The organism is Actinacidiphila sp. bgisy145 (assembly GCF_057708125.1).
Genome location: NZ_JBYIRL010000055.1, coordinates 22,545 through 48,961, shown reverse-complemented (window position 1 = coordinate 48,961; position 26,417 = coordinate 22,545). Strand labels below are relative to the sequence as shown.

General features: G+C 70.5%; 31 protein-coding genes and 1 pseudogene. 10 read left to right on the top strand and 22 right to left on the bottom strand.

The features are described 5' to 3' along the window. The 5 genes from AC3ERT_RS33315 to AC3ERT_RS33295 form a co-directional block, all read left to right on the top strand. The coding region (locus AC3ERT_RS33315) for a DUF2637 domain-containing protein (RefSeq protein ID WP_435178631.1) at window positions 1–910 on the top strand (910 nt) is incomplete at its 5' end. A 101-nt stretch (window positions 911–1,011) separates the two neighbouring features. After that, complete coding sequence (locus tag AC3ERT_RS33310; protein WP_435178629.1) at window positions 1,012–1,236, top strand: hypothetical protein; 225 nt, start codon at window positions 1,012–1,014, stop codon at window positions 1,234–1,236. Window positions 1,237–1,547: 311 nt separating this feature from the next. Continuing rightward, on the top strand, window positions 1,548–1,889 hold the full coding sequence (locus tag AC3ERT_RS33305; protein WP_435127144.1) for a plasmid mobilization relaxosome protein MobC: 342 nt from the start codon (window positions 1,548–1,550) through the stop codon (window positions 1,887–1,889). Next, window positions 1,889–3,658, top strand: a complete 1,770-nt coding sequence (locus tag AC3ERT_RS33300; protein WP_435178625.1) for a relaxase/mobilization nuclease domain-containing protein — start codon at window positions 1,889–1,891, stop codon at window positions 3,656–3,658. The genes AC3ERT_RS33305 and AC3ERT_RS33300 overlap by 1 nt, the downstream gene beginning before the upstream one ends. Window positions 3,659–3,765: 107 nt before the next feature. Continuing rightward, window positions 3,766–4,170 (top strand): hypothetical protein, encoded by a 405-nt coding sequence (locus AC3ERT_RS33295; RefSeq protein ID WP_435127148.1) that lies wholly within the window; start codon window positions 3,766–3,768, stop codon window positions 4,168–4,170. A 152-nt stretch (window positions 4,171–4,322) separates the two neighbouring features. Here AC3ERT_RS33295 and AC3ERT_RS33290 read toward each other — a convergent pair whose 3' ends face one another. The 6 genes from AC3ERT_RS33290 to AC3ERT_RS33265 form a co-directional block, all read right to left on the bottom strand. Next, entirely contained in the window at window positions 4,323–4,514 is a 192-nt protein-coding gene (locus tag AC3ERT_RS33290; protein WP_435127150.1) for a hypothetical protein, read from the bottom strand. A gap of 400 nt (window positions 4,515–4,914) precedes the next feature. After that, window positions 4,915–5,592 (bottom strand): response regulator, encoded by a 678-nt coding sequence (locus tag AC3ERT_RS33285; protein WP_435127152.1) that lies wholly within the window; start codon window positions 5,590–5,592, stop codon window positions 4,915–4,917. Beyond that, on the bottom strand, window positions 5,589–6,809 hold the full coding sequence (locus AC3ERT_RS33280; protein ID WP_435127154.1) for a sensor histidine kinase: 1,221 nt from the start codon (window positions 6,807–6,809) through the stop codon (window positions 5,589–5,591). Before AC3ERT_RS33280 ends, AC3ERT_RS33285 begins: the two co-directional genes overlap by 4 nt. 260 nt (window positions 6,810–7,069) lie before the next feature. Continuing rightward, a complete protein-coding gene (locus AC3ERT_RS33275; protein ID WP_435178623.1) occupies window positions 7,070–8,011 on the bottom strand; it encodes an SGNH/GDSL hydrolase family protein in 942 nt (313 codons plus the stop codon). Window positions 8,012–8,273: 262 nt separating this feature from the next. Beyond that, window positions 8,274–10,604 (bottom strand): MMPL family transporter, encoded by a 2,331-nt coding sequence (locus AC3ERT_RS33270; RefSeq protein ID WP_435178621.1) that lies wholly within the window; start codon window positions 10,602–10,604, stop codon window positions 8,274–8,276. A gap of 387 nt (window positions 10,605–10,991) precedes the next feature. Then, window positions 10,992–11,393 (bottom strand): DUF6332 family protein, encoded by a 402-nt coding sequence (locus tag AC3ERT_RS33265; protein WP_435127160.1) that lies wholly within the window; start codon window positions 11,391–11,393, stop codon window positions 10,992–10,994. A 435-nt stretch (window positions 11,394–11,828) separates the two neighbouring features. On the opposite strand from AC3ERT_RS33265, the gene AC3ERT_RS33260 reads away from it, so the two are divergent. Next, window positions 11,829–12,014 carry a hypothetical protein gene (locus tag AC3ERT_RS33260; RefSeq protein WP_435127162.1) on the top strand — a complete coding sequence of 62 codons (186 nt, stop codon included), beginning with the start codon at window positions 11,829–11,831 and terminating at the stop codon, window positions 12,012–12,014. 130 nt (window positions 12,015–12,144) lie between these two features. On the opposite strand, the gene AC3ERT_RS33255 is transcribed toward AC3ERT_RS33260, so the two are convergent. The 4 genes from AC3ERT_RS33255 to AC3ERT_RS33240 form a co-directional block, all read right to left on the bottom strand. Next, a complete protein-coding gene (locus AC3ERT_RS33255; RefSeq protein WP_435127164.1) occupies window positions 12,145–12,474 on the bottom strand; it encodes an esterase in 330 nt (109 codons plus the stop codon). 83 nt (window positions 12,475–12,557) lie between these two features. Further along, complete coding sequence (locus tag AC3ERT_RS33250) at window positions 12,558–12,770, bottom strand: hypothetical protein (RefSeq protein ID WP_435178619.1); 213 nt, start codon at window positions 12,768–12,770, stop codon at window positions 12,558–12,560. Between the two features lie 382 nt (window positions 12,771–13,152). Then, the gene (locus tag AC3ERT_RS33245; protein WP_435178617.1) at window positions 13,153–13,512 is read right to left on the bottom strand and encodes a hypothetical protein; all 360 of its coding nucleotides are present in this window, start codon (window positions 13,510–13,512) and stop codon (window positions 13,153–13,155) included. A gap of 67 nt (window positions 13,513–13,579) precedes the next feature. Continuing rightward, entirely contained in the window at window positions 13,580–13,933 is a 354-nt protein-coding gene (locus tag AC3ERT_RS33240; RefSeq protein WP_435178615.1) for an SPDY domain-containing protein, read from the bottom strand. Between the two features lie 218 nt (window positions 13,934–14,151). Here AC3ERT_RS33240 and AC3ERT_RS33235 point away from each other — a divergent pair, with 218 nt between their 5' ends. Then, window positions 14,152–14,421, top strand: coding sequence for a hypothetical protein (locus tag AC3ERT_RS33235; RefSeq protein WP_435178613.1), 270 nt, complete (start codon window positions 14,152–14,154; stop codon window positions 14,419–14,421). A 3-nt stretch (window positions 14,422–14,424) separates the two neighbouring features. Here the strand turns inward: AC3ERT_RS33235 and AC3ERT_RS33230 are convergent, their stop codons facing one another. Beyond that, window positions 14,425–14,769, bottom strand: a complete 345-nt coding sequence (locus tag AC3ERT_RS33230) for a hypothetical protein (protein ID WP_435178611.1) — start codon at window positions 14,767–14,769, stop codon at window positions 14,425–14,427. Between the two features lie 469 nt (window positions 14,770–15,238). Here AC3ERT_RS33230 and AC3ERT_RS33225 point away from each other — a divergent pair, with 469 nt between their 5' ends. The 3 genes from AC3ERT_RS33225 (at window position 15,239) to AC3ERT_RS33215 (ending at window position 18,493) form a co-directional block, all read left to right on the top strand. Beyond that, on the top strand, window positions 15,239–15,979 hold the full coding sequence (locus tag AC3ERT_RS33225; protein ID WP_435178609.1) for a dienelactone hydrolase family protein: 741 nt from the start codon (window positions 15,239–15,241) through the stop codon (window positions 15,977–15,979). 490 nt (window positions 15,980–16,469) lie between these two features. After that, window positions 16,470–17,873, top strand: coding sequence for an ISL3 family transposase (locus tag AC3ERT_RS33220; RefSeq protein ID WP_435178607.1), 1,404 nt, complete (start codon window positions 16,470–16,472; stop codon window positions 17,871–17,873). Window positions 17,874–17,905: 32 nt separating this feature from the next. Continuing rightward, a complete protein-coding gene (locus tag AC3ERT_RS33215) occupies window positions 17,906–18,493 on the top strand; it encodes a hypothetical protein (protein ID WP_435178605.1) in 588 nt (195 codons plus the stop codon). 229 nt (window positions 18,494–18,722) lie between these two features. Here AC3ERT_RS33215 and AC3ERT_RS33210 read toward each other — a convergent pair whose 3' ends face one another. The 11 genes and pseudogenes from AC3ERT_RS33210 to AC3ERT_RS33160 all read right to left on the bottom strand — a co-directional run bounded on the left by AC3ERT_RS33210 (window position 18,723) and on the right by AC3ERT_RS33160 (window position 26,130). Continuing rightward, a complete protein-coding gene (locus AC3ERT_RS33210) occupies window positions 18,723–19,211 on the bottom strand; it encodes a hypothetical protein (RefSeq protein WP_435178603.1) in 489 nt (162 codons plus the stop codon). Window positions 19,212–19,244: 33 nt separating this feature from the next. Further along, entirely contained in the window at window positions 19,245–19,706 is a 462-nt protein-coding gene (locus AC3ERT_RS33205) for an SPDY domain-containing protein (protein ID WP_435178633.1), read from the bottom strand. A gap of 88 nt (window positions 19,707–19,794) precedes the next feature. Next, window positions 19,795–19,986, bottom strand: a pseudogene (locus AC3ERT_RS33200) (SPDY domain-containing protein); the annotation flags it as partial. A gap of 137 nt (window positions 19,987–20,123) precedes the next feature. After that, window positions 20,124–20,975: an SPDY domain-containing protein gene (locus AC3ERT_RS33195; RefSeq protein WP_435178601.1), complete on the bottom strand. Its 852-nt coding sequence runs from the start codon at window positions 20,973–20,975 to the stop codon at window positions 20,124–20,126. Between the two features lie 105 nt (window positions 20,976–21,080). After that, window positions 21,081–21,842, bottom strand: a complete 762-nt coding sequence (locus tag AC3ERT_RS33190; RefSeq protein ID WP_435178599.1) for a winged helix-turn-helix transcriptional regulator — start codon at window positions 21,840–21,842, stop codon at window positions 21,081–21,083. Window positions 21,843–21,887: 45 nt separating this feature from the next. After that, on the bottom strand, window positions 21,888–22,433 hold the full coding sequence (locus tag AC3ERT_RS33185; RefSeq protein ID WP_435178597.1) for a hypothetical protein: 546 nt from the start codon (window positions 22,431–22,433) through the stop codon (window positions 21,888–21,890). A gap of 20 nt (window positions 22,434–22,453) precedes the next feature. Then, window positions 22,454–23,617 (bottom strand): hypothetical protein, encoded by a 1,164-nt coding sequence (locus AC3ERT_RS33180; protein ID WP_435178595.1) that lies wholly within the window; start codon window positions 23,615–23,617, stop codon window positions 22,454–22,456. Then, on the bottom strand, window positions 23,614–24,273 hold the full coding sequence (locus AC3ERT_RS33175; RefSeq protein WP_435178593.1) for a hypothetical protein: 660 nt from the start codon (window positions 24,271–24,273) through the stop codon (window positions 23,614–23,616). Before AC3ERT_RS33175 ends, AC3ERT_RS33180 begins: the two co-directional genes overlap by 4 nt. Continuing rightward, the gene (locus AC3ERT_RS33170; protein ID WP_435178591.1) at window positions 24,270–24,758 is read right to left on the bottom strand and encodes a hypothetical protein; all 489 of its coding nucleotides are present in this window, start codon (window positions 24,756–24,758) and stop codon (window positions 24,270–24,272) included. The genes AC3ERT_RS33175 and AC3ERT_RS33170 overlap by 4 nt, the downstream gene beginning before the upstream one ends. Beyond that, window positions 24,755–25,522, bottom strand: a complete 768-nt coding sequence (locus AC3ERT_RS33165; protein WP_435178589.1) for a glycosyl hydrolase — start codon at window positions 25,520–25,522, stop codon at window positions 24,755–24,757. The genes AC3ERT_RS33170 and AC3ERT_RS33165 overlap by 4 nt, the downstream gene beginning before the upstream one ends. After that, the gene (locus AC3ERT_RS33160) at window positions 25,519–26,130 is read right to left on the bottom strand and encodes a DUF4913 domain-containing protein (RefSeq protein ID WP_435178587.1); all 612 of its coding nucleotides are present in this window, start codon (window positions 26,128–26,130) and stop codon (window positions 25,519–25,521) included. Before AC3ERT_RS33160 ends, AC3ERT_RS33165 begins: the two co-directional genes overlap by 4 nt. Window positions 26,131–26,417: the final 287 nt, after the last annotated feature.

The window sequence follows — 26,417 nt, the reverse complement described above, 5'->3', positions numbered from 1 at the left end:
CGTCTGGACGCTGGTCGGCACCGCGACCGGGGTCAGCGTGTGGGCGAACGCCCTGCACGCCGTCCGCCTCAACGATCAGGCGCCTACTGCCGGCGGGTTGCAGCTCGGCGACACCGTGGTCGCCTACCTGTCCACCGTCGCACCGCTGGCCCTGGCCGGAGCGGTCCACCTGTACATCCTCATCGCCCGAGGCCCGGACAACCGCAGCGAACGCAGCGGCCGGGCTGACCGAGCCGGTCACGATCAGGCCGGTCAGCGGTCACCCCACCCCGCTCAGGTCAGTGCCGGTCAGCCGATCGGTGCGCCGACCGACACACACCGGGTGACCGCTCACCGCTCGGAGGACAGCGTGGTCACTGCGACCGACCGGGCTGGTCAGCGGTCACCGCACCCCGGTCAGGCCGGAGCCGGTCAGCCGGTCAGCGCGCCGACCGACCCATCCCGGGTGACCGCCAACACGCCCACCGCGCCCGCCCGGTCACTGACCCGGGCGGGTGACCGAGCGAACGACGGCCGCCCGGTCACCGGTCAGGACACCGACGTTAAGCAGGGCGCTGACCTGGGCGGTCAGCCGGACAGCGGCCCGGCGGTCAGTGGCCGGCCGGACGTCACCGCGCCGGTCACCGCCCGCCCGGTCGGCCACCCGCCGGTCGCTGACCTGCCGGTCGCTCCTGCGCCGGTCAGCGACCGCGGACCCCGCAGAGCCGGTGACCGGCGGCCTGACCTGGACACCGAGGAGCTGCTGGAGATCGCCCGGTCAGCGGTCAAAGCGCAGGACAAGCTCACCCGGCAGGTCGTCGCGCAGGACATCCGGGGTCAGCGGATACCGCTGTCCAGCGACACGCTGACCGCGCTGATGGCTCAGCTCCGCGAACAGCGCGACGAGCCGGTCACCACCTCCCGCGACTGACCGGCCATCCGAGGTCGGGTGACCAGGCCGGACAACCCGGCCGGTCACCCGCCCCGGACAGCCACCTTCCGACTCCCTCCGACCGACTGGAGAGCACCATCATGCGCACCAACCCTGCTAGGTCCGCCGAAGTGGAGACCTGGCTGGCCGTCCTGGTTCGGGAAGGCCACCTCCACCGCGCCGAAGCAGGCCCGGACACCACCTGGGTCGTGCAGAAGGGCCGTCATAGCCGCCCGTGGACGCTGCACCACCCGGTCCTGGCGATGGACTTCGTCGAGGACATCCTGCGCCAGGTCGACCAGCGGGGAGCGGAGTCGGACCGGTGACCGCCAACGACACGTCGCCCACCACCCCTGACCAGCAGCGCAACATCAACTCGGCTCCTGGCGGAGCAAGTTGTCGCGTTCGACGGTCCCACGGCCCGTCGATCGCACTTGCCCCCGCCCAGGGGGGCGGGGGAAGTCCGGCGGGTTCCCGAGCGAGGGCGCACGGGGACCTGCCGGACTCCCGGCACCAGAGGGCGCCGGAGAGGGGAGAAGCAGACGACCGCGCGCCGCGCGAGCAGCCCAACCCGCCCGCGTTTCCCGACCGCGCTCCGCGCCGCCGCTCCCGAAACTCCAGCCAGCGCACCTACAAGTTGACCACGCGCCTGTCCCTCGCCGAGAAGACCGAGATCAGTGACGCCGCAGCGCAGCGCGCGGTGACCGTCGCGCGCTTCCTTGCCGCCGCCGCCCTCACTGCCGCCCGCGGTTCGCTGCCTGTGCACGGCAACGAGCAGCTTGACACGGCGATCGACGAGCTGGCCGCCCTGCGCACCGCGGTCTCCCGCGTCGGCAACAACATCAACCAGATCGCCTACGTCTACAACTCCGGCGGCCAGCCCCGCTCCGGCGAACTCGACCACACCCTCGGCGTCCTGCACCGGATCTTTGCCCGCATCGATGACACTGCCGACGCCCTGGCACGCAGGCGGCTGTGATGGTCCCCAAGATCCGGCGCGGCTCGCGCACCCACGGCGTGCTCGTCTACCTTTTCGGCCCCGGCAAGCGTGACGAGCACACCGACCCCCACCTCGTCGGCTCCTGGGACGGCTTCGCCCCCGACCCCGGCCGAGACACCAGCCCCGATCCCGACCCGAGGGCCACCCTCGCGCGCCTGGCCGCCGCGTTGGACCTGCGTGTCAAGCAGGCTGGCACTCGGGCCCCGGCACAGCACGTGTGGCACTGCTCGGTCCGCACCGACCCCGGCGACCGCACGCTGAGCGATGCCGAGTGGAGCACTGTCGCCCGCCGCCTGGTCCAGGCCGTCGGCCTTGCACCCGATGGTGATCCGGACGGTTGCCGCTGGGTCGCCGTACGGCACGCCGAGGACCATATCCACATCGTGGCCACCATGGTCCGGGGCGACCTGCGCCGACCCCGCATGAACTACGACTACCGCAAGGCCCAGGCCGAATGCCGCCGCATCGAGAAGGAATGGGGCTTGCGCCGGCTCAAGCCCGGTGACGGCACCGCAGCGAAGAACCCCACCAGCGCCGAGCGATTCAAAGCCGAACGCGTCGGCCGCAGCGAGACCCCACGCGAGACACTGCGCGAAGCCGTCCGGCAGGCGCTTGCCGGAGCCGCTGACGAAGCCGAGTTCTTCACCCGGCTCCGCGACAAGGGCCTGCGCGTCAAGCTGCGCGAGGCTCCCTCGGGCGACAGCATCGGGTACTCGGTCGCGCTGCCCGGCGACCGCAACCGCGACGGAACACCGATCTGGTTCCCCGGCTCCACCCTCGCGCCCGACCTGTCACTGCCCAAGATCCGCCTCCGCCTGGCCGACCCACCCGGCGACGACCCGACAGCCCCGGAGGTTGGTACCGGCCGAACCGCGTGGCCACCGACAGCCCAGGGTCGGCGCACCGCGACCGGGATCGCGGAACGCGCCGCCGTGGTCCTGGACGGCGGCGACGACGAAGCCGCCACCCAGCTCGTCGGGATGGGCGAACTCCTCGACGCCGTCGCCCAGACCTCCCCGGCCGCCACCCGCGCCGAGCTGGCCGCCGCCGCCCGCTCCTTCGAACGCGCCACCCGCAGCCACATCCGCGCGGAAAACGCCGATGCCCGCGCGATGCGCTCCGCCGCGAGGGGCATCATCCAGGCCGGCGGCGCACTGGGCCGGGGCGAGGACGGCGGCGCCACCGCGATGCTCCTGTCCACCCTGGTCCTGGCCGCCATCACCGCCGCCCGCTGGCACTCCGCCCGCGGACACGCCCAGCAAGCAGCAGCCTCACGCCAGACCGCCCAGCACCTGCGCGCCGCCTACCAACAGGCCGCCGCTTCACCCATGCAGGCCCTGCACGCCCACGGCCGAGCCCTGCCTGAAGGCCAGCGCCGCGGCTATGAGATCACCATCCGCGCGGCACTGCCCCACGATCTCCCCCGCACCGATAGCGAGGCCCAGCACGACGCGCTGGCCGCCACCCTTGCCCAGGCGGAACAGGCCGGCCACGACCCCGACGCCCTACTCCAACAGGCCGTCGACATGCGCGAACTCGACTCCGCCGAGAACGTGAACGACGTCCTGGTCTGGCGCCTGCGCCGTCTCGCCGACCTCCCTGCACACCCTGGCCCCATCTCCCCACTCCCGAAGGCCGGCACCGGTCGCACTGCGCCTCCGGCTCGCCGACCTGGTGTCCACCGTGCGCCGCCCTCGGCGCCCCGCCCGGATACTCCGGACTCTCGCAACCGTCCGCCGCGCCGCTGACACTCCGGTCCGAAAGGCCCGCATCCGGCCTGCCGGACCGGCTGAAACCCCCTGGACAACCGGCCCCACCTGCTGTTACGGATGAACAGACAGGCTCACACACGGAGATGACGCTCGTGCTCAGAACGAACAACCACCGCGCAGAGGCACCTCCCGCCCCGCCTGCTGCCCCGGCCAGCAGCGACCCGCTGCTGCAACTCCAGCATGAACTCCAGCCTCCCACCGGCCCCCGCGCCTACCGCTACATCCGCCACCCCCAGGTGCTGGCCCTGCGCGGCATCCCCGTGATGTGCACGGCCTGCCGAGCGCGGCGGGACTGGCTCCTGATCAACCAGGGCCGCAACACCTGGGTCCACTGCCGCTGCAACAACGAGTGGCACGAACCCGAGATCACCCGCGCCGCCTTCGAGGCGCTGACCCGCCTCCCCGACACCATCACCTACGCCAGCGTGGAGGAGGGCGTGGCCGCCATGGGCTTCGACGGGACCTTCACCGGCATCTACCTGGAGTAGCCGAGCGGCATTGCATCCGAAGTGGATTTTATCGGTGCGGCATCGCGAGCCGTCTCTGCTCATGTGCCGTGCGAGTGAGGTCAGATGATGATCTGGGACTCCACAGGACGGTGGCGGAGATGGCCCTTGCAGGACGAATGTGGTGGGTGGCTTCAACCGATGTCGGACAGGAACCGGGCGAAGGAGGCCGTGAGGTCGTGGATGGGTTGGGCGGCTCCGGTTCCGGCGACGAAGAATCCGAAGAGGAACAGGAGGATTGCTCCGCTGGCGTTGGTCGACTTGCTCTTAAGAGCGAAGAAGGAGGCAATGCCGAAGACCAGCACCGCCGAGGAGGTCACGGTCATCGGGCGACCTTCCGGCGGTATTTGGTGGATAGACCGGTCGGTTTAGGTAACTGGCGCGTCAGGGTGACCTGTCCGGAGGGCGCCGGTGGAAAGTCGCGTAAAGTCGCAGAGCGGGGGACGGGCCAGTCGGACAGGTGGTGGGGAGTCGATGGGGAGGGAGAGCTACCGGCAGCGGCCATTCGTCTTCCTTGGGTTTCTGTGGGACGGGTGAGAATGGTGCACGGAGCACGTGAGACGTGTGCCTCGGTCCACTTCTTCACCACAATGGCGTGACGCGCCGTCTCTGTCGTCCTTCCTGTCCTGGCATTGCCGATACTCAAATGTCAGTACGCCTGCTTCGTCACCTACAGCGCCTGCAGTACGGGAGCGGCGCTGGCGCGATGTCCGAACGGAGTCGTGGTCAGGTGTGAGGGGTTTCGGGGCGTACGAGGCCGTTCTGGTAGGCGATGACGACGAGTTGGGCGCGGTCGCGGGCGCCGAGTTTGGTCATGGCGCGCTGGATGTGGGTGCGGACGGTCAGGACGCTGAGGACGAGGTGTGCGGCGATCTCGTCGTTGGATTTGCCGTGGGCGGCGAGGGCGGTGACCTCCTGTTCGCGTGGTGTGAGGTCGTGGAGCCGTTCGGCCGGGGCGAGCGGCGGTGTCGTAGGGGTGGTGAGGAAGCGGGTGATGAGGGCCTGGGTGGCGCCGGGGGACAGCAGGGCCTCGCCCGCGGCGACGGTGCGGATGCCGGCCAGGAGGGTGTCGGTGGTGACGTACTTGCCGAGGAAGCCGCTGGCTCCGACGCGCAGGGCCTGGGCGACGTACTCCTCGGTCTCGAACATGGTGAGGATGAGGACGCGGGTGCCGGCGAGGTCGGGGTCGTCGCAGATGGCGGCGGTGGCGGCCAGGCCGTCGGTGCCGGGCATGCGGATGTCCATGAGGACGACGTCGGGCTGGCGTGCGCGGGCGAGTTCCACGGCCTGCTTCCCGTCGGCTGCTTCTCCTACGACTTCCATGTCCTCGACGGAGTCGATGAGCATCCGGAAGGTGCCGCGCAGGAGGGCTTGGTCGTCGGCGAGCAGGACACGGATGGTCAACGGGAGTCCTCGTGCGGGTCGGCCAGGTCGTCGGCCTGGGGCAGGGGTTGGATGGGGAGGTTGGCGGTGACGTCGAAGCCGCCTTCGGTGCGGGGGCCGGCCCGAAGGTCGCCGCCGACGGAGTGGGCGCGTTCGCGCATGCCCATCAGGCCGTATCCGCCGCCGGGGAGCGCTGGCGGGCCGGGTGGGCCGTCGTTGGCCACGGTGAGGCGCAGGTGGGTGTCGGTGTAGGTCAAGTGGACGCGGGCGGTGCGGTCGGAGGCGTGCTTGGCGGCGTTGGTTAGGGCTTCCTGGATGATGCGGTAGGCCGTCAGGTCCACCCCTGGTGACAAGGGGCGCACGGTGCCGTCGGTGGTGACGGTGACGGTCAGGCCAGCCGACTCGCAGGCGGCCGTCAGTCGCGGCAGGCGGTCCAGGCCGGGGGTGGGTTCCAGCGGGTCGGCCTGCGGGCCGTCGGTCTGTCGCAGCACGCCGACGGTGGCGCGCAGTTCCAGTAGGGCGGAGGAGGTGGTGCCGACGAGGTCGGTGAGGATCTTGCGGGCCTGTTCGGGGTGGGTGGCGGCGAGGTGGGCGGCGGTGCCGGCCTGGGCGTGGGCGACGGCCATGTGGTGGGCGACGGCGTCGTGGAGTTCACGGGCGATGCGCATGCGCTCCTCGGTCACTCTGAGGCGGGCCTCCTCCTCGCGGGTGCGCTCGGCGTGTGCGGCACGGGCTTGGGCCGAGGCGAGGTAGGCGCGGCGGAAGCGGCTCAGGGTGCCCAGCGACAGGGGGAGCAGGAGCCACAGGATCGTGCCGAGGGAGCGCAGCATGAAGTTGTCGCCGAGCGGTGCGCCGGACAGGGAGGTGGCCACCAGCACGGCGGCGGTGGGGTAGGAGTAGAGCGCGGTGGTGCGGGAGTCGGTGAGGGTGCCGAGCCAGTACAGGGCGGCCATGACGGGGGCCAGGAGCAGGGGGCTGGGCAGGTAGCCCAGGGCGGTCAGGACCGCCGCGGCCGCTGTGGTGGCCGCCAGCGCCGTGCGCGGGTGCCTGCGGGCTTGGAGCAGGGTCGCACCGCAGAACAGGGCGAGGATCCGGGCGAGCCAGGGGTTGCTCGGCAGTGAGGCGTTTCCCGTGTTGATGTCGGCGCCCAGCAGCATGCAGGCGCACAGCGCCACCGCCAGCACCACCTCCGCCGTCCGGGGGTGGTGCTGCGCATAGCGTTCGAGGTGGCTCGTCATAGTGGTTCTTCCGGGTGCGGGTGCCTTGCTCCATGGTCGCTGATCGCCAGGAGGCGGCGCGAGGCTGGTCGAGCGCGTGTCACGACTGGCCCCGCGGGCGGTCATGGCGTGCGGAACGTTCCTTGAACCTGCTCGCACCGATGTGTCCGAGGTCTGCTCTGTGCCGTGACCTGCTCGGAATTCCGTGCTCATCCGACCTCATTGGCGAATGTGCCGGTGTTGAGGGCTGGTTGTGCGAGTGGGCGGCTTGTTTTTTCTGATCATTTCCGTAGAGCTTCGAGTGCGGCCGTTGCCATTCCGGATTCGCCTCGTGCGTTGGGGTGAACGGAGGCGGCGGCGTTTTGCGTGATGGGGGGTTCGATCCACCGGGTGTCACGGTTGTCACAGGCCGTGTAGTTCTTCGAGGGGGTGGCGGTGTCGATGTAGCGGACGTTTGCTGCTTTGGCCTGCTGGCGCAGCATGGTGTTGAGGCTGTCTTCCACGTGGTGGAGGTAGGCGGTGTCGTCGGGCGAGAGTCCGAAGGAGCGGGTGCAGGCGTTCGTGGTGCCCGAAGGCAAGATGGTGGGGTACCCGATGACGAGAATCCGGGCCCGGGGGGCCTTGCGGTGGATGTCCTTCAAGGCGTGTGCGATGTCCGGCGCGATGGCATTGATGCGCTGTTGGAGCTGGTCGGTTCCGCCGAGGTTGTATCGGCGTTTACAGGCGTCGGGCAGGACGAAATGGCCGATTCCGATGGCGTAGTCGGCGGCGTCCATGGTGATGCATTCCTTGAGGATCGAGGTGAATTCGATGTCGTTGCCGCCGATTCCCAAGGTGACCAGGCGGGTCCGGGACGAGAGGGGGAGTTCCTGCGGCGGGTTGGTTCCGTGGGAGGTGTGCTGGGAACTGGTGAGGTCGTCGACGGTGGCGCCGCTGCAGCTCATGTCGACGAAGCGGGTGCCGGTCAGGCCGAGTCCTCCGGCTATGTCGGAGGGGTAGTTTGCGTCGGAGCGCTGGCATCCGGGCGGCTGTGCCGTCTGGCCGGGCACGTCGGGTGCCGCGGTGTAGGAGTCGCCGAGCGCGACGTAGGGCCCTTTCGAGGATGCGGCGTCTGCGGGCTTCGCGGAGGCCCCGGCATGGTCCTGATCTGTGCAGGCGACGCCTGCCCCCACCAGGGCAGCGGTCAGGGCGAGGGCGTACGCGATGACGGTGGTACGGCACATGGCTGCTCCGGGGCTGGCTGACAGGAACGTGCGTGCCTGCGGCAGGTACGGGTGACCGCCGGACCTTCGAAGAGGTGGTGTGCGTCGGGGTGGGACGAAAGGCCGCCGGTGCGGATCCGGGCTTACGTCGGTGGAGGCCACGACATCACCGCGAGCACGGATGTCCGGCGAGTGCAGGCGGCCCGGGAACGTGTCCCGGGCCGCCTGCGTGCGGGGGCGAGGCCGCTCACGCGCGGGTTCGCACGAGCGCGGGGGGGCTTGCTTACACGCGGGCCCGCACCTGCCCGTCCGGGGCGGGGGCGCCGTCGTGGTCCTGGTCACCGCTCGCGTGCGGGGTGAGGGCTTCGCCTTCGATGTCGACGTGGGGCAGGAAGCGGTCCAGCCACTTCGGCAGCCACCATGCCTTCTCGCCGATCAGGGCGAGGACGGCGGGCACGATGGCCATGCGGACGACGAAGGCGTCCAGGAGTACCGCGGCGGCCAGGCCGAACCCGATCATCTTGATCATCGAGCCCTTCTCCTCGATGAACCCGGAGAAGACAGCGATCATGATCAGTGCGGCGGCGACCACCACGCGGGCGCTGTGGCGGAATCCGGAGACCACCGCGTGGCGGGCGTCCTCGCCGTGGGCGTACGCCTCCCGCATCCGGGAGAGCAGGAACACCTCGTAGTCCATGGCCAGGCCGAAGACGATGCCCACCATGAAGATCGGCATGAGGCTCATGATCGGTCCGGTCTGCTGGACGCCGAACAGGGACGCGGCGTGTCCTTGCTGGAAGACGAGGACGACCAGGCCGATCGCGGCCAGCACGGACAGGACGAAGCCGAGGGCCGCCTTGATCGGCACGAGCACGGACCGGAAGACCACCAGCAGCAGGACGAACGCCAGGCCGACGACGACGGCGAGGTAGGGCACCAGCGCGGACTGGACCTTGGCCGCGACGTCGATGTTCAGCGCGGTGGTGCCGGTGACGTAGAAGGCCGCGGAGGTGCCCGACTCGATCGCCGGGCGGTGGTCGCGGATGGTCTTCACCAGGGTCTTGGTCTTGGCGTCGGTGGGGCTGGTGGAGGGGGTGGCGGAGAAGATCGCCGTGTCGCTGGTCTTGTCGAAGCTGGGCGGGGAGACCGAGACGATGCCCTTGGAGTCGCCGATGCGCTGGCTGATCTGGTTGACGGCGGTCTTGGCATCGGGCGCCTTCTTGGCGTCCACGACGATGGTCAGGGGGCCGTTGAAGCCGGGGCCGAAGCCCTGGGCGAGGTCGTCGTAGGCGCGGCGCTGGGTAGTGCTCTTGGACAGGGCCTCGTCACCGGGCATGCCCAGGTGTAGTGAGGCGACCGGCAGGGCGAGCGCGCCGAGGCCCACGACGCTGGCGACCAGCACCGTCACCGGGCGGCGCAGGACGAAGCGTGCCCAGCGGGTGCCCAGGTTGTCCCGCCCGGCCGCCTTTGTCTCCTCGCGCTGCGGGCCGGTGGCGTCGGGGCCGGTCTTGGGGCGGGAGCGGGGCCGCCTGCCGGGCATCAGCGTGCTGGTGCGCCGGTTGTCTGGTGTGTGGTCCTGCTGCTTGGCGGCCTTGCGGACCTTGCGGGCCAGGACCGCGTTCGGCCAGAATCCCAGCAGCATCGGGACGACGGTGAGGGCGACCAGGACGGCGACGGCGACCGCGCCCGCGGCGGCCAGTCCCATCTTCGTCAGTGTCGGGATGCCCACGACCGACAGGCCCGCCAGGGCGATCACCACGGTGAGCCCGGCGAAGACGACGGCCGATCCGGCGGTCCCCACCGCCATGCCGGCCGCCTCCTGCGGGGCGCGGCCGCGGGCCCGCTCCTCCCGGTAGCGGGAGATGACGAAGAGGGCGTAGTCGATGCCGACCGCCAGGCCCAGCATCATGCCCAGGGTGAGGGTGTCGGAGGTCAGCCCCAGCGGGTGGCCCAGCAGCAGGATCGCGAACAGGCTCGCCGCCGCGCCGATGATCGCGGTCAGCAGCGGCATGCCAGCAGCGGTGAGTGACCCGAAGGTGACCAGCAGGACCACGGCCGCCACCGCGATCCCGATCACCTCGGAGACACCGCTGGGCCCGTCGCCGCCATCGGTCGCGGAGCCGCCCATCTCGACGGTCAGACCGTCGTGGCGCCCCTGGTCGGCGGCCTTGTCCAGCGCCTGGCGGCTGGCGTCCGTGACATCGGAGTCCGCCACCTTGTAGGTGACCACCGCGTACGCCGTGGAACCGTCCTTGCTGACCGCCTGCGACGCGAACGGGTCCGCGACGCCAGCCACCTGCGGGCCGCCGGCCAGTGCGTGCACGGTGTCCTCCACCGCCGCCCGGTTGGCGGCCGCGGTCACTTTCTGCCCGTGCGGGGCGACGAAGACCACCTGGGCCGACGCCCCGTCCGCCGCCGCACCGGGGAAGCGCTGTTGGATGAGGTCGTACGCCTTCTGGGACTCGATCCCCGGCATCGACAGGTCGCCGTCGGACGTCCCCTGCGCGTTGAGGCCGCCGATCGCCACGGCGGCCAGCACCGCCACCCAGATGAGGGCGAACCAGCCTCGCCGCCGGAAGGCCAACCTGCCTAGTCGATACAGAAACGACGCCATCGGGACACTCCAGATCCACTCGTGATTACTTCACCAGCGTGGCCCGGAGGCCCCCTCCGCGTCGTCCTGCCGCTACGGGCATTGCCGGGTACCGAAACGGCAGTACAGGTACTGCCGCAGCAGTAGATGAGGACGCCGCCGACCGGCCGCAGGAACCCGCCGATCGCACACCTTCTCGCACCCGCCATGCCGCGGGATTACCGCAAGGCCCTGGAAACGGCCACGGCCGCCGCCGGCTCGGCGGAGCGACTTCCACCACAGCTTCTTGTCGTCGATCCCGGGTCCCCTTCAAGAAGGCGTGACTGATCATGTGCTCGTCGCAGGCGACTTTCCCGAGAGGTTCTACAGCCTCGCCGTCCCAGCCCGGCTGGCCTTCCCGCTACTGCACTAAGCATCGAGCGGAAAACTCCCTGGTTTGTCCGCCGCTCGATCCGTCGCTGAGGACGACTCCGTGCAGCCCCGCGGGGTTAGGCTCCCGTCCGATTTCATGGTCGACTCCCCGTCGGGCACTACCGCTGAGCGAGGTTCCCCCGGATTCCAGCCGTCCATTCGGTCCCGCCACTCGACGCGTCGCAGGGTGAACGCTAAACGGCCACAGAACAGTGCCGTGGCACCAATGACTGCGCCGGTGACGTACTCCTGGCGAGCCCTTCCGTGCGCTGCCTTCGCCAGCACGGGACTCATCACCGCCGTGAAGCCGGCAACTGCGAGCAGGGCACCCGCCACCACGGCACGCACCATCTCCCTTGTGGTTGCGCCCCGCTCGGTCGGCTTACGTCCTGTCCGCACCGCTGGATCTCCTCCCGTCCCGGCGCATCCCCGCCATTTCGCGCGGTTCGGGGCGAGAGTCGCGGTAGCGACGACCTTGCATCAGTCGCAGGTGACCGCCCATTGACCGCGTGGTCTGCCTCAAGCCCGGCAGCACGAATCGAGGCATAGCACCGATCGCGGGGCCAGCCCTTGCGGAGGGAGCCCACATAGACCCGATCACGCCGTACCCGACCAGGGTCACTGAGCGCGCCATCACTCGTCGTCGTGCGGTTACGGGCACTTCTCCGTACTGAATCCGCAGTAGAAGGAGCTGGAGATGCCGCGGCGTAGTACCCACGCGGCGTGCGGGCCCGGCCCCCAGCCCGGCATCACTGTCAACCCCGCCGCCGTAGGCAATGGCCGAGGTCGGCATCGACATCTCCGCACCAGCAGCGGCGGGCCCGGACCAGCGGGGTGGCCGACGAGCTGGTTCCGGTGGCCGGCCGGGGGCCTGCGTGGCCGTTCGTGCGTGCGGCCGAGGAGGCCGGTGCGGGGTTGCGGGAGCCGACGGAACGGACCCGACGCCGACTGGTCGACGCGCTGGAGGACGCGGCCGAGCACGACGAGAATTCGCCGCCGCACTGGCAGCGGGCCCGGTGAACACTGCGGCCGACACTCCGTATTCGTCTTCGACGGTGAGTGTCAGCAACCGCTGACCTGATCGGGCCAACGGCAAGGCCGCCCCGTGCCGGTGGGCACGGGGCGGCCTTCTGCGGTCGCAGTTGGGGAGTCAGGTGTTGGCCAACTGGTTGGACAGGTCCAGGGCGGACGTGGCGTAGGCGAGGGCTTGGCACAGGCCGGTGACCTCGTAGAGGGTGGGGCGGATGAGGTCGGGCCAGTCGTCGGGGGCGGCGGGCCAGCGGGCGAGCAGCACTTCGGTGGTGGCGAGGCCGAGGTGGGCGTGGACGGTCCAGCCTGCGGGGGAGGCGGGTTCCCAGCTCAGGCGGATGCGGCCGAGGGGGAGGGTGGTGGCGGGTGTGGGGAGCCAGGCGACGTCGAGGGGGCCGTCGGGGAGGCCGGAGACGCGGCGGACGAGTGCGCCGCCGGTGCCGGTCGGCATCGGCTGCAGGGCGAGGGTGCGCAGCGGCTGGACATCGGAAGGGTGGGGTGGGGCGGGGATGTGTTCCTCCGGGTGGTTGGGGGTCAGGCCCAGGACAGGCGGTCGCTGACCGCGGTCGGGAGGTAGCCCTCCTGTCCGTCCTCGACGAGGTACACCAGTCCGTCGTTGATGACGAGGTTTGTGCCGAGGAAGTGGGCGAAGGGGAAATCGGGGTTGACGGCGATGCGGACCCGCAGGTTGGGGTCGAGGTTCTGGAGCTGCTGGAGCAGGTAGCCGACGGTCAGGTCTTGGGGCACGGGAACCTCCGCGAAGCTGGATACGGGGCGGGGACGAAGTGGTGCGGTGGAGCGTCAGCGCATGTTGAAGCCGAGCGTGTCGCGCAGCAGCGGGCTTGCCGGTATCTGGTGGGGCGAGGTGGCGGTGGCGGGATTCGTTGACGTAGCCCTTGCCGGGTTGCTGCATCTGCCAGTTCCCGCAGGAGCAGACGGCCTGGGTGTAGGCGCGGCCGGGGCAGTTGAGGTGGAGCGGTTTGCCGGAGCTGGTGTGCTTGTGCTCGGGTGGGCACGGCGTGCGGTCGGCGTGGTGGTTGGTCAGCGCGGCGCGGAAGGCCACGGAAGTCCCCGGTCGGGAGAGCGCCGGTCGGCCCGGTGCGCGGATCGACCGGGTGGTGAGAGGCGTTCAGGCGGCCAGCAGGAACAGGCGCTCGGTGATTGGCGTGCTCTCGTCGGCCACTGTGACCAGGCCCTTGTGCAGCAGGCGGAGCAGGGACCGGGCGGTGTCGACGTGGCGGGTGCCCATGGCGTGGCTGATCTCGGGGAGGCAGGCTCCGTCGGGCAGGGCGGCGAGGAGGGCGACGATGTCGCTGTCGCGGGCGAGGGACTGCTCGTAGGAGTAATCCCAGGTGTGCACCAGGCCGTTGACGGTGATGACCAGGCTGAGCACGAACCCGGTGCTGTGCACCGGGCTGGTGGCCGCCAGGGCGAGGCCGAAGACGGTGACGGCGGGACCGCAGAACCGGTGCGTGGCGTGTGAGAGCAAGGGCGACTCCTTTGTGCGAGCGGCAGTTGGTAGGGGGCGGTCCCGCCGGGGCCGGGCCGCCGATGATTCAGCGGTCCACGTGGCTGATCAGCGCTTCGAGGAACGCGGCGACGGCACGGCTCGGGACATCCGGGCCGAACTCCTGCACCCAGGGCTCCGCGTCGTCCTCGGCGGGGGTGGCACGGACGGTCCAGACGATGCCGCGCATCCAGGCGGAGGTGTCCTCCGGCAGCCAGCCGCCGTAGACCCGCCCGTCCGGGCTGGTGCAGTGCACGTTAGCCTGCGGGGTGTCGACGATCGCCCAGCCGCGCTCGCTGAGCAGGCTGAGCACCGGTTCCGCGCTGCCGTCGCCGGCCAGGGAGGGGCGCTGCGCGACGACGGGGCGGAAGAGGACGGGCAGGTTGCCTTCGGCGGTGTCCAAAACGGGGTTATCCCTTCGTTGACCTGCGGTTTTCCCCGACACCCGTACGTTGACATGGGGTGTGCCGACGTACGTAGTCCTTTCCGGCGGGAGCGCGTCTGCCGTGGGCGAACTGCACCCGGAGACGGGAGAACAGGCCGCCCGGGAATGGATCGGGGCTGCCAGTTGTCGTAGAGGGGTTGCGGCGCACGGCCGTACGAGGCCGGAGGGGGAAGCACATGGCGGAGCAGGGCGGCAGACACTGGGACGGGGCCGGGCTGGAGCGCAAGATCCGCAGCAGCGGGCGGCCGTGGACAGTCGGCGACATCGTGATGGTCGACGACGGCCAGTGGGCCGTGGACCTCGCCGAACCGGCAGACCCCGAAGCGGACGCGGTGGTGGAGCGCCGGGCCGCCGACGGGCGGCGCGTGGAGATGACGGTGGAGGAGCTGGCCCGCGCGATCGACGCCCGGTTCGAGGACACCCGCCGCGACGGCACGACCGACTGAGCCTCAACCCTCCTTCGTGGATGCGGCGGCGGCGCGCGCCGCCGCGTTCTGGTCGGCGATGTCCGCGGCGAGCCGCAGCACGGTGCCGGCGGCGGGGTGTCCGAGCGGAGCTGCGCTGATGACCTGGCGGATGAGCCGGAAGGCGGCGTGCGGGCTCCATTCGAGCTGGCTGTCGGGGTAGGGCTGGTGCCCGTTGTCCATCCCGGTGAGGCCGTTGCGGACCCGACGGAGCGTGGTGACGTTCACCGTGGGCCGCCGGGTGGTGCGGGCGGCCTGGATGGTGTCGTCGAGGAGCTGGCACAGCGCTGGGTATGCGGGAGTCCACGAGGCGGGGCGTTCGGTGGGCATGGGGAGGTCCTCCTGGCGGTTGTGGTGTCGTCGGACAGTGCAGAGGACACGGCGGTGTGGCGGCGAGGTGGACCGCCGGGGGTGATCGTCGGGCTGTGCTTCTTTGGCTTTGTTCACGAGACCCGACGGCACCTGTACGCGCGTTTGGAAGGCGTCGGCGGTGCGTCGTGTTCGATGTTCGTGAGAACCGGCAGCGCCGCACAGCCCGCCGTCGCAGAGCCGCCACTCGGGTGCTGCGACGCCCCCAGCGGCTCTGCGCTGTGCCTCTGTGACCCAGCCATAGAGACTCCGCAAAAACCATTTGGCGGACCCGGTTCAGCCACTGCTACATTCGTGGAGGCCGTGCGAAAGATCGAGGAGGTGGTACCCGTGAACGTATCGACGTGGGTGCTCTCCTCAGGGGTCACGGTCGGGCGATAGGCAGGTCGTCCGGGAGCGCCGTTCCAGTGCACTCCCGAAAGGCACAACCGTGCATGTCACCTCTGAGCAGCGTCTCGACGACGGCGTCCGCGAGCGCGCCTTCACCCTCGGCGACATCCCCGGCCTCCTCTGGACGCCCGGGCACGCCTCCGCCTCCGCACCGGTGCCGCTGATCCTGCTCGGCCATCCGACCCTCGGGCTGGCGAAGATGTATCCCCGACTTGCGGCCCGGGCCCGCCACTCCGCGGCGCAGGGCTTCGCCACGGCCACCGTCGAACTCCCCGGATGCGGGGACCGCCCCCGCTGGCCCGCCATGGAGCAGACCCGCGCCGAGCTGCGCCGAACCCTGCAGGCCGGTGAACCGGTCGGCGACGAGCTCGTCGACGCCCTCATCCTCCCGCTGGTCGACAAGGCCGTCCCGGAATGGCAGACCGCCCTGGACGCGTTCCTCGCACTGCCCGAGGTCGGCGGACCAGTCGGCTACTCGGGAGGCGTGATCTCCATCGGCATCCGCCTGGCGGCGGTCGACGCGCGCATCGCGGCCGCCGGTCTCTTCGCCGGGAGTTACGTGCCGCGCGCCATGTTCGAAGAGGCACGGCAGGTCACCATTCCGCTGCATGTCCTGCTGCAGTGGGACGACGAGGGCAACGATCGACAGGCCGCCCTGGACCTGTTCGACGCCTTCGGCTCCACGGAGAAAACTCTGGAGGCCAACATGGGCGGCCACACCGGCGTCCCGCAGTTCGCGGGCGCTGCTGCGGCCCAGTTCTTCACACGGCACCTGAAATGAGGCCGGGCCGTCAGACCGGCAGCAGACGGTAGCTGAGGCCAGCGACATACCGCTCGTCAAGGACGGTCCAGGCCCTCGGTCTACACCGTGTGCCCCCTGCCGAACGCCCGGCAGGGGGCACATGCTGCTGAAGCCAAAATTGTTCTATTTCCCTTGGGCCTCCGAGCGCTGCGCAAACTCGGGTTCTGGCTCAACTTCGTGACGTAGCCACACTGAGTAGTGGTTCGCGGCCGTACCAGCCTCCGGGAAGTTGCCCGAAAATGATCAGTGGTGATCACGGGTGCCTGACAGTTCAGGGCCGTGGAAGAGATCGCCCTCCGGTTGGAGGAGTTGCTGTTCGCATCGATCGCGGACGGGTCGGTGGTGTCAATGGACGCGGACAGCGAGACGGTGCGGATCGAGGCTCGCAGTACGGCGTCAGGTTCGGCGTGTCCGGTCTGCGGGAGCTGGTCGACTCGGGTGCATAGCTCCTACCTGCGGTTTCCTGCGGATGTTCCCAGTGGAGGGCTGCGGGTGGTGCTTTGTCCGCAGGCTCGCCTGTCGGGTCGCTTCGTGCCCGCGGCGGACGATCGTTGAGCAAGTGCCGGGGCTGACCCGGAGGTACGGACGGTGGACCGAGCGTCTGCGCTCGACGCTGGCGTCGGTGGGTCTCGCCCTTGCTGGCCGGGCGGGCGCGCGGATGGCGAGTGTGTTTGGAGTGTCCGTCAGCCGCAGCACGGTGCTGCGGCTGGTCGAGGCGCTGCCTGAACCGCACTCACCAGCACCGCGGGTGGTCGGTGTCGATGAGTACGCGACGCGTAAGGGTCGGCACTACGGCACAGTGCTGGTCGACATCGAGACGCGACGGCCGGTGGACCTGCTGCCGGACCGGGAGGCATCGAGCCTGGCCGCCTGGCTGGCCAAACGGCCCGGGATCGAGGTTGTCTGCCGCGACCGAGCCCCGTTCTTTGCCGAAGGGGCCACCGTTGGGGCGCCTCAAGCCGTGCAGGTCGCTGACCGGTGGCACCTCTGGCACAACCTCAGCGAAGCCGCTGAGAGGTGTGTCGCCGGCCATCGGGGCTGCTTGCGAGGCACGACGCCCTACCCGTCCCAACAGATCAAGGAACCAGAAGAACCGGCTGACCCCCTTGGCTCGCCGTGGCCCACCGGCCACCGGTTCGCTCACAGAACCCGGTCCAACCACGCCGCTGTCCACGCGCTGCTGGCCGCCGGCCACAGCCGTCGCGCCATCCAACGCCAGCTCGGCATGACCTACCGCACGGTCAATCTCCTCGCCGATGCCACCACCCCAGAAGACCTCTTCCACGGCCAGTGGCAGGGCCGCCCCTCCCTCCTTGACGAGTACAGGCCCTACCTGGACGACCGCTGGAACCAGGGCTGCACCAACGCCTGGAAGGCATGGGAGGAGATCGTGCCACTCGGCTACAAGGGCAACTACCAGCGAGTTCGCGCCTACTTCCGCACCAAGCGCCTTTCGGACGATTCGATCACCGCACCCCCGCCCTCACCCCGCACCGTCGCCGGTTGGATCCTCCGCCACCCCGACTCCCTGTCCGCCGGCGAACAACTCCGGCTCAAGGCTGTCCTGGCCCACTGCCCCGACCTGGAAGCACTCACCGGATATGTCCGTTCCTTCGCCCAGATCCTCACTGAGCGACAGGGGCAACGACTGCCGGAGTGGCTCGACCCAGTCCGCCAGGACAACTTGCCCGGTCTCCACGCTCTCGCCGCCGGCATCGGCCGCGACCGCGACGCCGTCATCGCCGGCCTCACCATGCCCTGGAGCTCCGGCGTCGTTGAAGGACACCTCAACCGCATCAAGATGCTCAAGCGCCAGATGTTCGGCCGCGCCGGTTTCGCTCTCCTGCGGAAGCGGGTCCTGCTGGCTCCCTGATCGATGTCAGTGGCGGACTGTACCTTCCCCGCATGGGTGTGTACCTGGTGAGCGTTGGCGCGGAAGAATGGTTCGATGACGAGGAAGACGGGTGGGGCCAAGTCGCCTCGGCGCTCAACGCCGAGCTGAGCCGACGGGGCCTGCCGCCCTATGAGGACGTCCCCGCAGAGACCGATTTCGCACCTGGCTCAGGGCAGGCATTCGAGGAGAAACTGACCCCGCCCATGTCCGGATTCATCGCGTTGTGCGAAGCTCACCTGTCGCAAGCGGAATCGGAGACCGTTTGCGGCTGGACGGTGCTCGTGCCTTTCTCGCTCGATGAGGTGATCTGGTTGCCCATCAACGCTGGCTACAGCGACTCGACGATGGTCGCCGGCGCTCCTCAGGCGCTACCACTCGCGGAGAGGCTGGCAGCGGCCATCGATCTGCCGCCCGAGGCTCCAGCGACATGCGACAGCCTCGACCTGAGCATGTGGTTCCGCTCCGAAGGCGCGAAGGAACTGGCCAGCAACCGGCCAGGACCGTGGAGTGATGACCTCGACAGGGCTTTCTACGTTGCAATGTTCCTGCGAGCCGTCCAGCATTCGATCCGCCGCGGCTGCCCCATCGTCTGCACCTGAGAACCAGTCCGAGAATGTCCCCTGACCCGGTCACTCGTAGTAGCGGGATCACGAAATCTGAGCCAGAAGCGGTTCTCGTGGACAAAGCCACTTCTTCGCGGGCGTCAACGACAGGGCCCGGCTCTGAGCCTGGTCTGTAAGAGACCGCAGCGCAGCGACCGTGTGCGTGACCGAGATGCCGGCCGTCTGCTCTGAACCGTGCTGGCGATGTCTTTGAGCCGTTCAGGGGTTACCTGCGGGGCCTGTTGGCGGCCACTACCGGTCCGACGGGGGCCGAAGCCGAGGGCTGGCCGGGCGGCGGGCCCGGCGTCCGGGGCGCCTGTACGGAGCGGGCGACAGCGGCTTGGGCCAGGCGGATCGCCGGGTCACGGTCGGGGGGCCGGGCGGCTTCGCGGGCGTCGATGATGGAGCCGATGGCCTGCAGGCGGGCTTGGCTCTCGGCCTGGGCGATCCGCAGATCCACGGCCGCCCGGGTGATCCGTTCCATGTCGTAGAAGGCCGGCACCCGGCCGGGGCTGGTCATGGCGTGCAGGCGGTCCTGATGTACGACGGCCGCGTTGGACGAGACGACGAGGGTGGAGCGGATCTGCATCGCTGAGCGGAGCAGCGGGTCCTGGACCGGGCGTTGGAGGGCGAGAGTCTCCAGCGCGTCGATGGGGCGGTCCCAGGCTTTCTCGATCATCGCGGTGGCCTGGTCGAAGACCGTGGCGTCGGACACGGGTGAACTCCTCTTCTTCGCAGAAGACTTGGGTCAGCGGCCCGGCCCTGACGCTTGTGGGCGTTGCGGGGCGGAGGGCTGGCGGGGTGTCGGTATGACGGGTCGGGAGGTCCCGGTGGGCAGGGCGAGGGTGGAGTGGGCGCGGGCGGCCTGGGCGCGGCGGACGTCCAGTGGTGTCGGCGCGAGCGGCTTGACCGCTGTTGCGGTGGCCTGGGGTGGGAGATGCCGTAGGTCGTCGCCGTAGCGGATGACGGGGGCCGGGTCGGTCAGAGCGGTGTTCATCGCTGCCACCAGCCCTTGGGGGGTGAAGGAGGAGGCGGTGGCGTACCACCGATTGCCCGGCGGCCCGGCCAGCATGAGCCAGCGCTGTTGGTGTCCGGTCATCTCGGCGGTGTGGTCGTGATGGGGGCGGCGCAGGTGGACTTCGGCCAGGCCGTCCGGGGAGTGGCAGGAGACGTCGGTGCTGTCGTGGCGGTTCCATCCTGCTGCTGTCAGGGGGGGTGCCGAGGTCGAGTGCTGAGAGGTTGCTGCTGCCGTAGTAGAGGTAGGAGTTGGGGCCGTCGGTGTAGGCGGCGGCGAGCGCAGTGGTGAAGTCCGCGACGATCTCGGTGGGGGCGTTGCCCTGGAAGGCGACCAGCCAGCGCGGCATCGCGTAGGGGTCGGAGCATGCCGTGATCCTCCACGGGGCGTCGTCCTCGCCTTCGGACGGATACCTGAGACGCACAGTCCGGTCCGGCGCATGAACGCGGACATTGCCCCGCTCGTCGTGGGTCAGGTTCCAGCCCTGGTCGAGCAGGGGCTGCAGGGCCAGGTCGCGGGAGTTGGTGGATCCGGCGAGGGTAGCGGGGGGTGACCAGGTACTCGGCCCACGGATCGATCGGGGTGTGGGGCACGGGGTGCTCCTTCGAGTGTTCAGCGGCGCGGGAAGGGCACGGGCGGGGTGGGGCCGGGCAGGGCCGTGTCGGTGGCTGGCGCGGGGATGGCCGGAAGGGTGTGCGGGGTGCGGGCGAGTGCGGCGGACTTGAGTCGGTCGGAGTCCGGTTCGGGGACAGGCGTGGTGGTGACGTAGGGGAGGTTCCGCTGGGGGATGCTGGAGCGGATGCGCTGGACGGGTTCGGTGCTGCTGAACGCCCGGGCGGTCTGGGTGAGGAGGTACAGGGGGGTGCAGCTGGTGAAGTCGGCGTGCCACCGCTCGCCGTTGACTCCGTCGACGCGGGCGTACATCGTCCACATCGCCCTGCGCTCGCCCGCGAGTTCGGCGTGGTCGGGGACGTCGTAGTCGCGCCGGCTGAAGTAGGCGTGGCCGTCGGGGGAGTACTGGGAGATGTCCATCTCGGTGTGGTCGGTGCGCCAGCCGTGCTCGGCCAGGACGTCGTCGGGGAGGGCGATCTCCTGGTCGGGCCCGAAGTCCCACGGGTGGGCGTGGCCGGCAGCCAGGCACGTCGCGAGCGCGTCGGTGAAGGCAGCGGTGATCTCGGTGGGGGTGTAGCGGCTGAAGGTCGCGGTCCAGGCGGGTATGCCGAGTGGCTCGTGGGAGCGGGTGATCTTCCACCCGCCGTCGCGGCTGTGGGGCAGGTAGGCGACGTGGACGTCGTGGCGGGGGCTGGTGAAGCACAGCCCGCTGTCGGTGATGGCTTTGCCCCAGCCGCGGGTGTCGTCCAGGGAGTCGTAGATGGCGGCGGTGTCACCGATCCCGGCCAGGTACACGGGGCCGACGAGAACCAGTTGGTCGGGGCGCTGGTCGTCGGGCTGCGGGGTGCTCATGAAGACGTGCTCCCAGGTGAGGAGGGGCCCGCGCGCCGGCGTGCGCGGCGCGCAGGGGCTGGATCGGTGGGACGGTGGTTCTGGTTCTGGTTCTGGGCATGGCGGTCACCTGTTGCGGGCGGGGGCGGACTGGGCGGTGATGGTGGCCGGCACTCGCGGTTGCGGTGCGGGCGCGTGGCTGAACAGGCCGCTCGGCGCGGTGGGGCTGCGGCGCAGGGCCGCCGCGGTGCGTATGCCGTCCGGGCGGGCCGGGAGGGCGCTGCAGGTGCGGATCACGGCCGGAGTGGGAGTGGCGGCGGGCACAGCGGCGCTGGTGGGGTCGTTCCAGTGCTTGACGGCGGCGTAGACCGGGCCGAGGGCGCGGCCGGCGGCGGTGAGGGTGTAGGGGTCGTCAAGCCCGACTGCCTCGCCGATGTGGACGAGGCGCATGGGGCCGGCGTCCAGGGCGTGGATCACGGCGGTGGTGTGGCGCAGGTTCAGACGGCGCACGGCGTCCTCGACGCGCTCGGCACCGGCCACACCGCCCGGCGGGAAAGTGAAGTGGTCGTGGGACCAGTCGGTCAGTGCCTGGTGGACCGGGGCCAGCGACGTGCCGAACTCGCTGAGCCGGTACGGGGCGCGGAGGTCTGCGCCGCGGGTTACGAGCCGGTTGGCGTGCATCTGGGCCAGTCGCTTGCCGACGAGCTGCTCGCTGACGAAGGGCAGTTGGCGGGCGATCTCCCGTACCTGCATCGGCTGGCGTGCCTGGGCCAGGGTCTGCACGACCCAGGTGGTCCACTTCGGTGCGATCAGGGACAGCGCGTCCTCGATGCGCTGGGCGCGGTCGACGCCGGTCTGCGAGGAACTGGGCTGGGTGAGGGTGGACATGACGGACTCCAAGGGGATGAAGAAGCCTGGGGGAAGGGGGATGGTTCAGCGGGCGCGTTCGGCGCGGAGCTGTTGGAGGATGGTGCCGAGGCGGCGGTTGCTGATGTGGACGCCGCGGTCGCGCAGGGCCAGGCGCAGCGCGTCGCGGGTCAGGCGCGGCAGGCAGGCGGCGGCCTGCCGGGCGGTCTCCATCACGTCCTGGTCTTCGACACCACCGCTGGGCGGCCGGGACAGCGGGAGGCGGGCGGCAGCGGGCTGGTCCAGCAGCAGCCGGACGTCCAGCAGGTCCCACAGCGCTTCGGCCTGCGTCTGCTCCTGCTGCTCCACGCGCATGAGTTCCGCGATGTAGGGGCGCAGACGGTCGTCCCGAGGGCTTCCATCGGCGACGGCTTTCTGAACGGTGGTGCGCAGGGCGCGGCGCGTTGCGCGGCCCTGCTCGGCGGTCTGCTCCAGATCGGTCAGGCGGCGCAGCACGATCGGCAGGACGGGATCCGTCGAGCGGTGGTGGGCGACCTGCTCCTGTAGGTGCTCCAGCGGGCGGCCGTACCGGTGCTCGATCAGGCGGCGGGCGTGGAGAGCCGTGGTGGGCATGGGTGTTTCCTTCGTTCTGGTCAGCGGGAGCGGATCGGGTTCGTGTGACCGGCGGAGCCGGCAGGAGGTGGTTGTGCCGGGGGCGAGGGGAGGGCTTTCGGGGTGCTGCGGCGGAGGGCGGCGGTGGTGCGCGGGTCCTGGTCGCAGCCGGCGCGGAAGGCGGCCTCACCGGAGTCGGTGACGACGAGCTGCTGTCCGAAGGTCAGCGACGTGCTCGCGTCCCGCTCGACCCAGCCCCGGCCTGTCATCGTCTCCACCGTTGCGGTGGAGATTCGTGCACCCGAGCCGGTCTCCACGCGCAGGCCGGACCGGAAGGCGCGCTCTTTCAGCAGCACCTGGCCGCGCTTGATCTCCTCCAGCGCGAGCAGCTCCTCGCGCGTGGGGAGCGGATCGACAGCCAGGTCCGAATCGGCCGCCGTCTGAGCCGGGTGGGCGGCATCACGGGAGTCGGCCTCGGGGCCGGCAACGGTTGTTGGTGCTGCGTCATGGGCGGACCGCAGGGCTTCCTGGCCCAGCGCGGTCAGCGAGAGGAGCTGCCCTTGCGTGCGCGTCGTGGTGGTGTCGATGTCGAGCAGGCCGTCGACGAGCATCCGCTCGACGGTCTGCACCCAGATCGGGACCAGGACGCCGGTGCCGTCGGAGAGATACCGGTCCTGCTCGGACAGCGCGCTCTGCTTCAATCGCAGCCCGCCGCGCTCGACCGCCCGCAGGGCCTGAATCTGCCGGTTACCGGCAACGGCCCAGTCGTCGTCCCTCCCCAGTGCCCCTTCTGCCGTTCGCTCCAGGGCGGGACCGAGCCCCTCGGCCGCCCTGTGAGCGGCTTCGGGAAGCAGCCGCCGGTAGCCGGCCACAGCGCGGCCCAGTTGCTGGTAGGCCGCATCCCGGCGGGCCACGAGGAGTTCGAGCTGCGGTCCGGCGGCGCCCAGGAGCCCGTACGAGCCGCGCATCTGCGGGGCCCTGCCCTGCGCGATCGGTTCAAGAGCCTCGATCGTTGCCTTCGCTGCGCGGGTGAGGTCGGCGTGCAGGTCGTCGGTCTCGTGCGCGGCGGTGGCGACGAGCCTGCCCACGATGTCCAAGGGGCTGAGCAGCGGGTGGCGGTCGCTGAGTTCCCAGGGGTCTTCGACACCGAATTCCGCGGCGACCAGGTGCGCGCCGGGCCGTACGGCGGGATCGTGGGGGTTCACCGCGCCGCCTCCATCCGGGTCAGCAGGGTGCGCACCAGCGTCGGCAGACTGTCCGGGCCTTCGCCGATCCGCAGGTCGCCGCCTGCTTCACCCAGCACGTACGCCGCGTCCTCGGCCAGGCCGCTGGCGATCTCCATGCAGGCGTCGGTGATCCGGGCCGCGGCCAGCAGTGACTGCGACAGCACTTGCACGTACTCGCTGGACGTCAGCCCTGCGGTTTCGGCGGCGGCGCGGATGGCCGCCAGCTCCAGCACGCTGAAGCCGAATCCCGTTTCCGCCGTGCCGTCCTCCTGGGGCAGCGGGGCGGGTTCGGGCGGCGCGTCGGGGATGCCGACCTGGGTGCAGATCCGGTCGACGGTGTCGGTCAGCTCGCCGAGGGATTCGGTCAGCCAGCCCAGGGCGGCGGCGTAGGAGGCGAGCGCGAACAGCCCGGCCGGGGTGTCGGGCAACGGCTCGTCGAGAAACCCCTCTAGCCGGTCGGTCAGTTCGCCGACGACGGCGGGTCCGGCGGACAGCGCGCCCAGGACGGGGTGAAGGTAGGAGCGGGCGGCGGGGGTGGGGTACTCGGCGGTCAGGACGCCGGAGATGCTGTTCGCCGCGCCGGTGAGCAGATCGGCCAGCTCGGTGCGGGACAACGGGGTGCGGTCGGTGCTCATCGGGCGGCCTTCCGGGCGGTGTTGGGCGTACGGGTGCTGGTGCTGTAGGCGACCGAGGCGGTCGGCGAGTCGGGGGTGAGGTGCGCAGCATGGGGGGAGCGGGAGTTGGCGGCTCGGATGCGGGCCGCGGTCGTTGGGTCCGGTGGCGGGGTGTGTGTGCGGCCGGTGCGGTGCTGGGCGGTGCGGTAGACCGCGTAGTCCGCGCGGGGGCCGGCGGCGACCAGGTAGACCTCGCGGTCGTGCTTGGAGGTGGCGGGTGCGGGGCGGAACTGGACGACCAGCCGGTGGCTGGCCCAGTCGGTGCCGACACCGAGGATGACCTTGTGGAACCCCTCAAGGCGTCCCTCCAGGCGCTTGGCGACGCGTTCGCCGTTGACGAGGTCCTGCAGGTGCAGCAGTGCCTGGTCGCGGATGGGTTCGGGGAGGTTGCGCAGGTCGGTGAGGGCGTCGGGGTGGGCGGCGAAGGCGCGGCGGGGCAGACTCACCGTGACCTCCGCGGAGCCGGCTGCTGCGTCGTGTCGGCGGGCGCGGCGGGGAGCGTGTCGAGACCGCACGCCGCAGCGCGCGGGGTACCGCTCGACCGGGCGAGCGCCACGCGCTCACGACGGGCGTGAGCGGCTGGACTGGCTTGTGGTGCCTGCGGCAGCGGAGTGCTGCGGTCCTCCAGCCAGTGCCTGGCCGTGTCCTCGTCGGGGAACGCGCCCTCGCGCGGGGTGTAGGTGCGGGTGTCGGGGTCGATGACTTCGAGGAAGACCCGGACCGGTGCGGCGGTGGCGAGGGTGTCGTTGGCCAGGGTCCAGATCTCGCAGGGGCCGTCATCCGAGGTGCAGGTGTCGATGACGTCGTAGCGTTGCCCGCCGTCGCGGATCATCTGCTGGATGCGGAGGGTCTGTTCGTCGGCTGCTTCCACGAAGTCGCTGTCGGGCACGGCGATTTTCTCGGGCGGGCAGCCGCGCTCGATCAGCCAGGCTTGTGCGAACGGCAGGCTGGCGTGGCATTCGCTCTCCAGCGTGAAGGTGCGCAGGTTGAGGTTGCGGGCGACCTTGATGGCCACGAGTTGCGGTGCGCCCGGTATGCCCCAGGTGACGGAGGCGTCGTGGGCGACGACGTAGCTGTGCGATCCGTGGGGAGCGGTGTGGTGCTCGGCCAGGACGGTCAGGTCGCCGACCCACAGCACGCTTGCGGCCTGCGCGGAGTCGATGTCGGCGGGGTCGAGGTCGTCCAGGGCGAGGTCGAGTGCGGCGGTCACCGGGCACCGTCCTCGGTCGCGGGTGCCGGGGTGGCGAGCACGCGGTGGGTCGGGCGGGCCGGGCTGGTCGTGCACGCGGCGAACGGGCCGTCGGGAGAGCGGAGTTGGGCGAGGGTGTGGTCGAGGTGGTCGCGGTGCCACGTCGAGGGACCGGACAGGCCCGCTTCGGCGTCGGTGAGCTGCTGCCAGGCCAGCCACAGCGCATGTAGGCGTGCGACGGCCTCGGGGTGCTCGTACCACGTGGCGCACCACGGGCGGGTGGTGCTGATCTCCCGGCCGTAGACCGGCAGGAACAGGTAGTGCACCCAGTCGGCGAGCGCGGCCAGCTCGGTGGCGTACGCCTCGCCGCCCAGCGCCAGGATGAACACGCTGGCCGGGCCGCTGTCCGGTACGGCGTCGGCAGCCACGGCGTCGGGGCCGGCGTTATCGGCCGGTGCGACAGGGGTAGGGGGTTCGGATTCGGAGCCGAGGCGGTCGAGGATCACGCCGTGCTGGCGGACCTCGGCCATGGTCGCGGCCAGCGTGCTGGCCAGGTCGCCGAGGTTCTCGTCAGCGACGCGGAACGGCTCGGGCTCGGGTTCGGGGGCGGACGTAGTGGGATCGGACATGGCGCTTCCAGGGGGATGGGTGAGCAGGTCGGAGGCGGTGCGCGTGGGGGCCGGGTTCGTCTGGAAGCCATGGCGGTGCTCCTCGGGGTGGGCATGGGTAGGAGGATGCGGAGGATCGGCGATTTGGCCGGTCCGGGAAAAGGCGGTAGTGCGCATAGGGCAGGGGGACGGGGCGCTGAGTTTCGCTGCACGAGTGCGCGGCGGATGGGGACGCTGGTCGACGGGTTCTTGACGACAGCCACCTCGACGCGTCATCACCGCCCTCTCCGTGCAGGTGTCGCCGACCG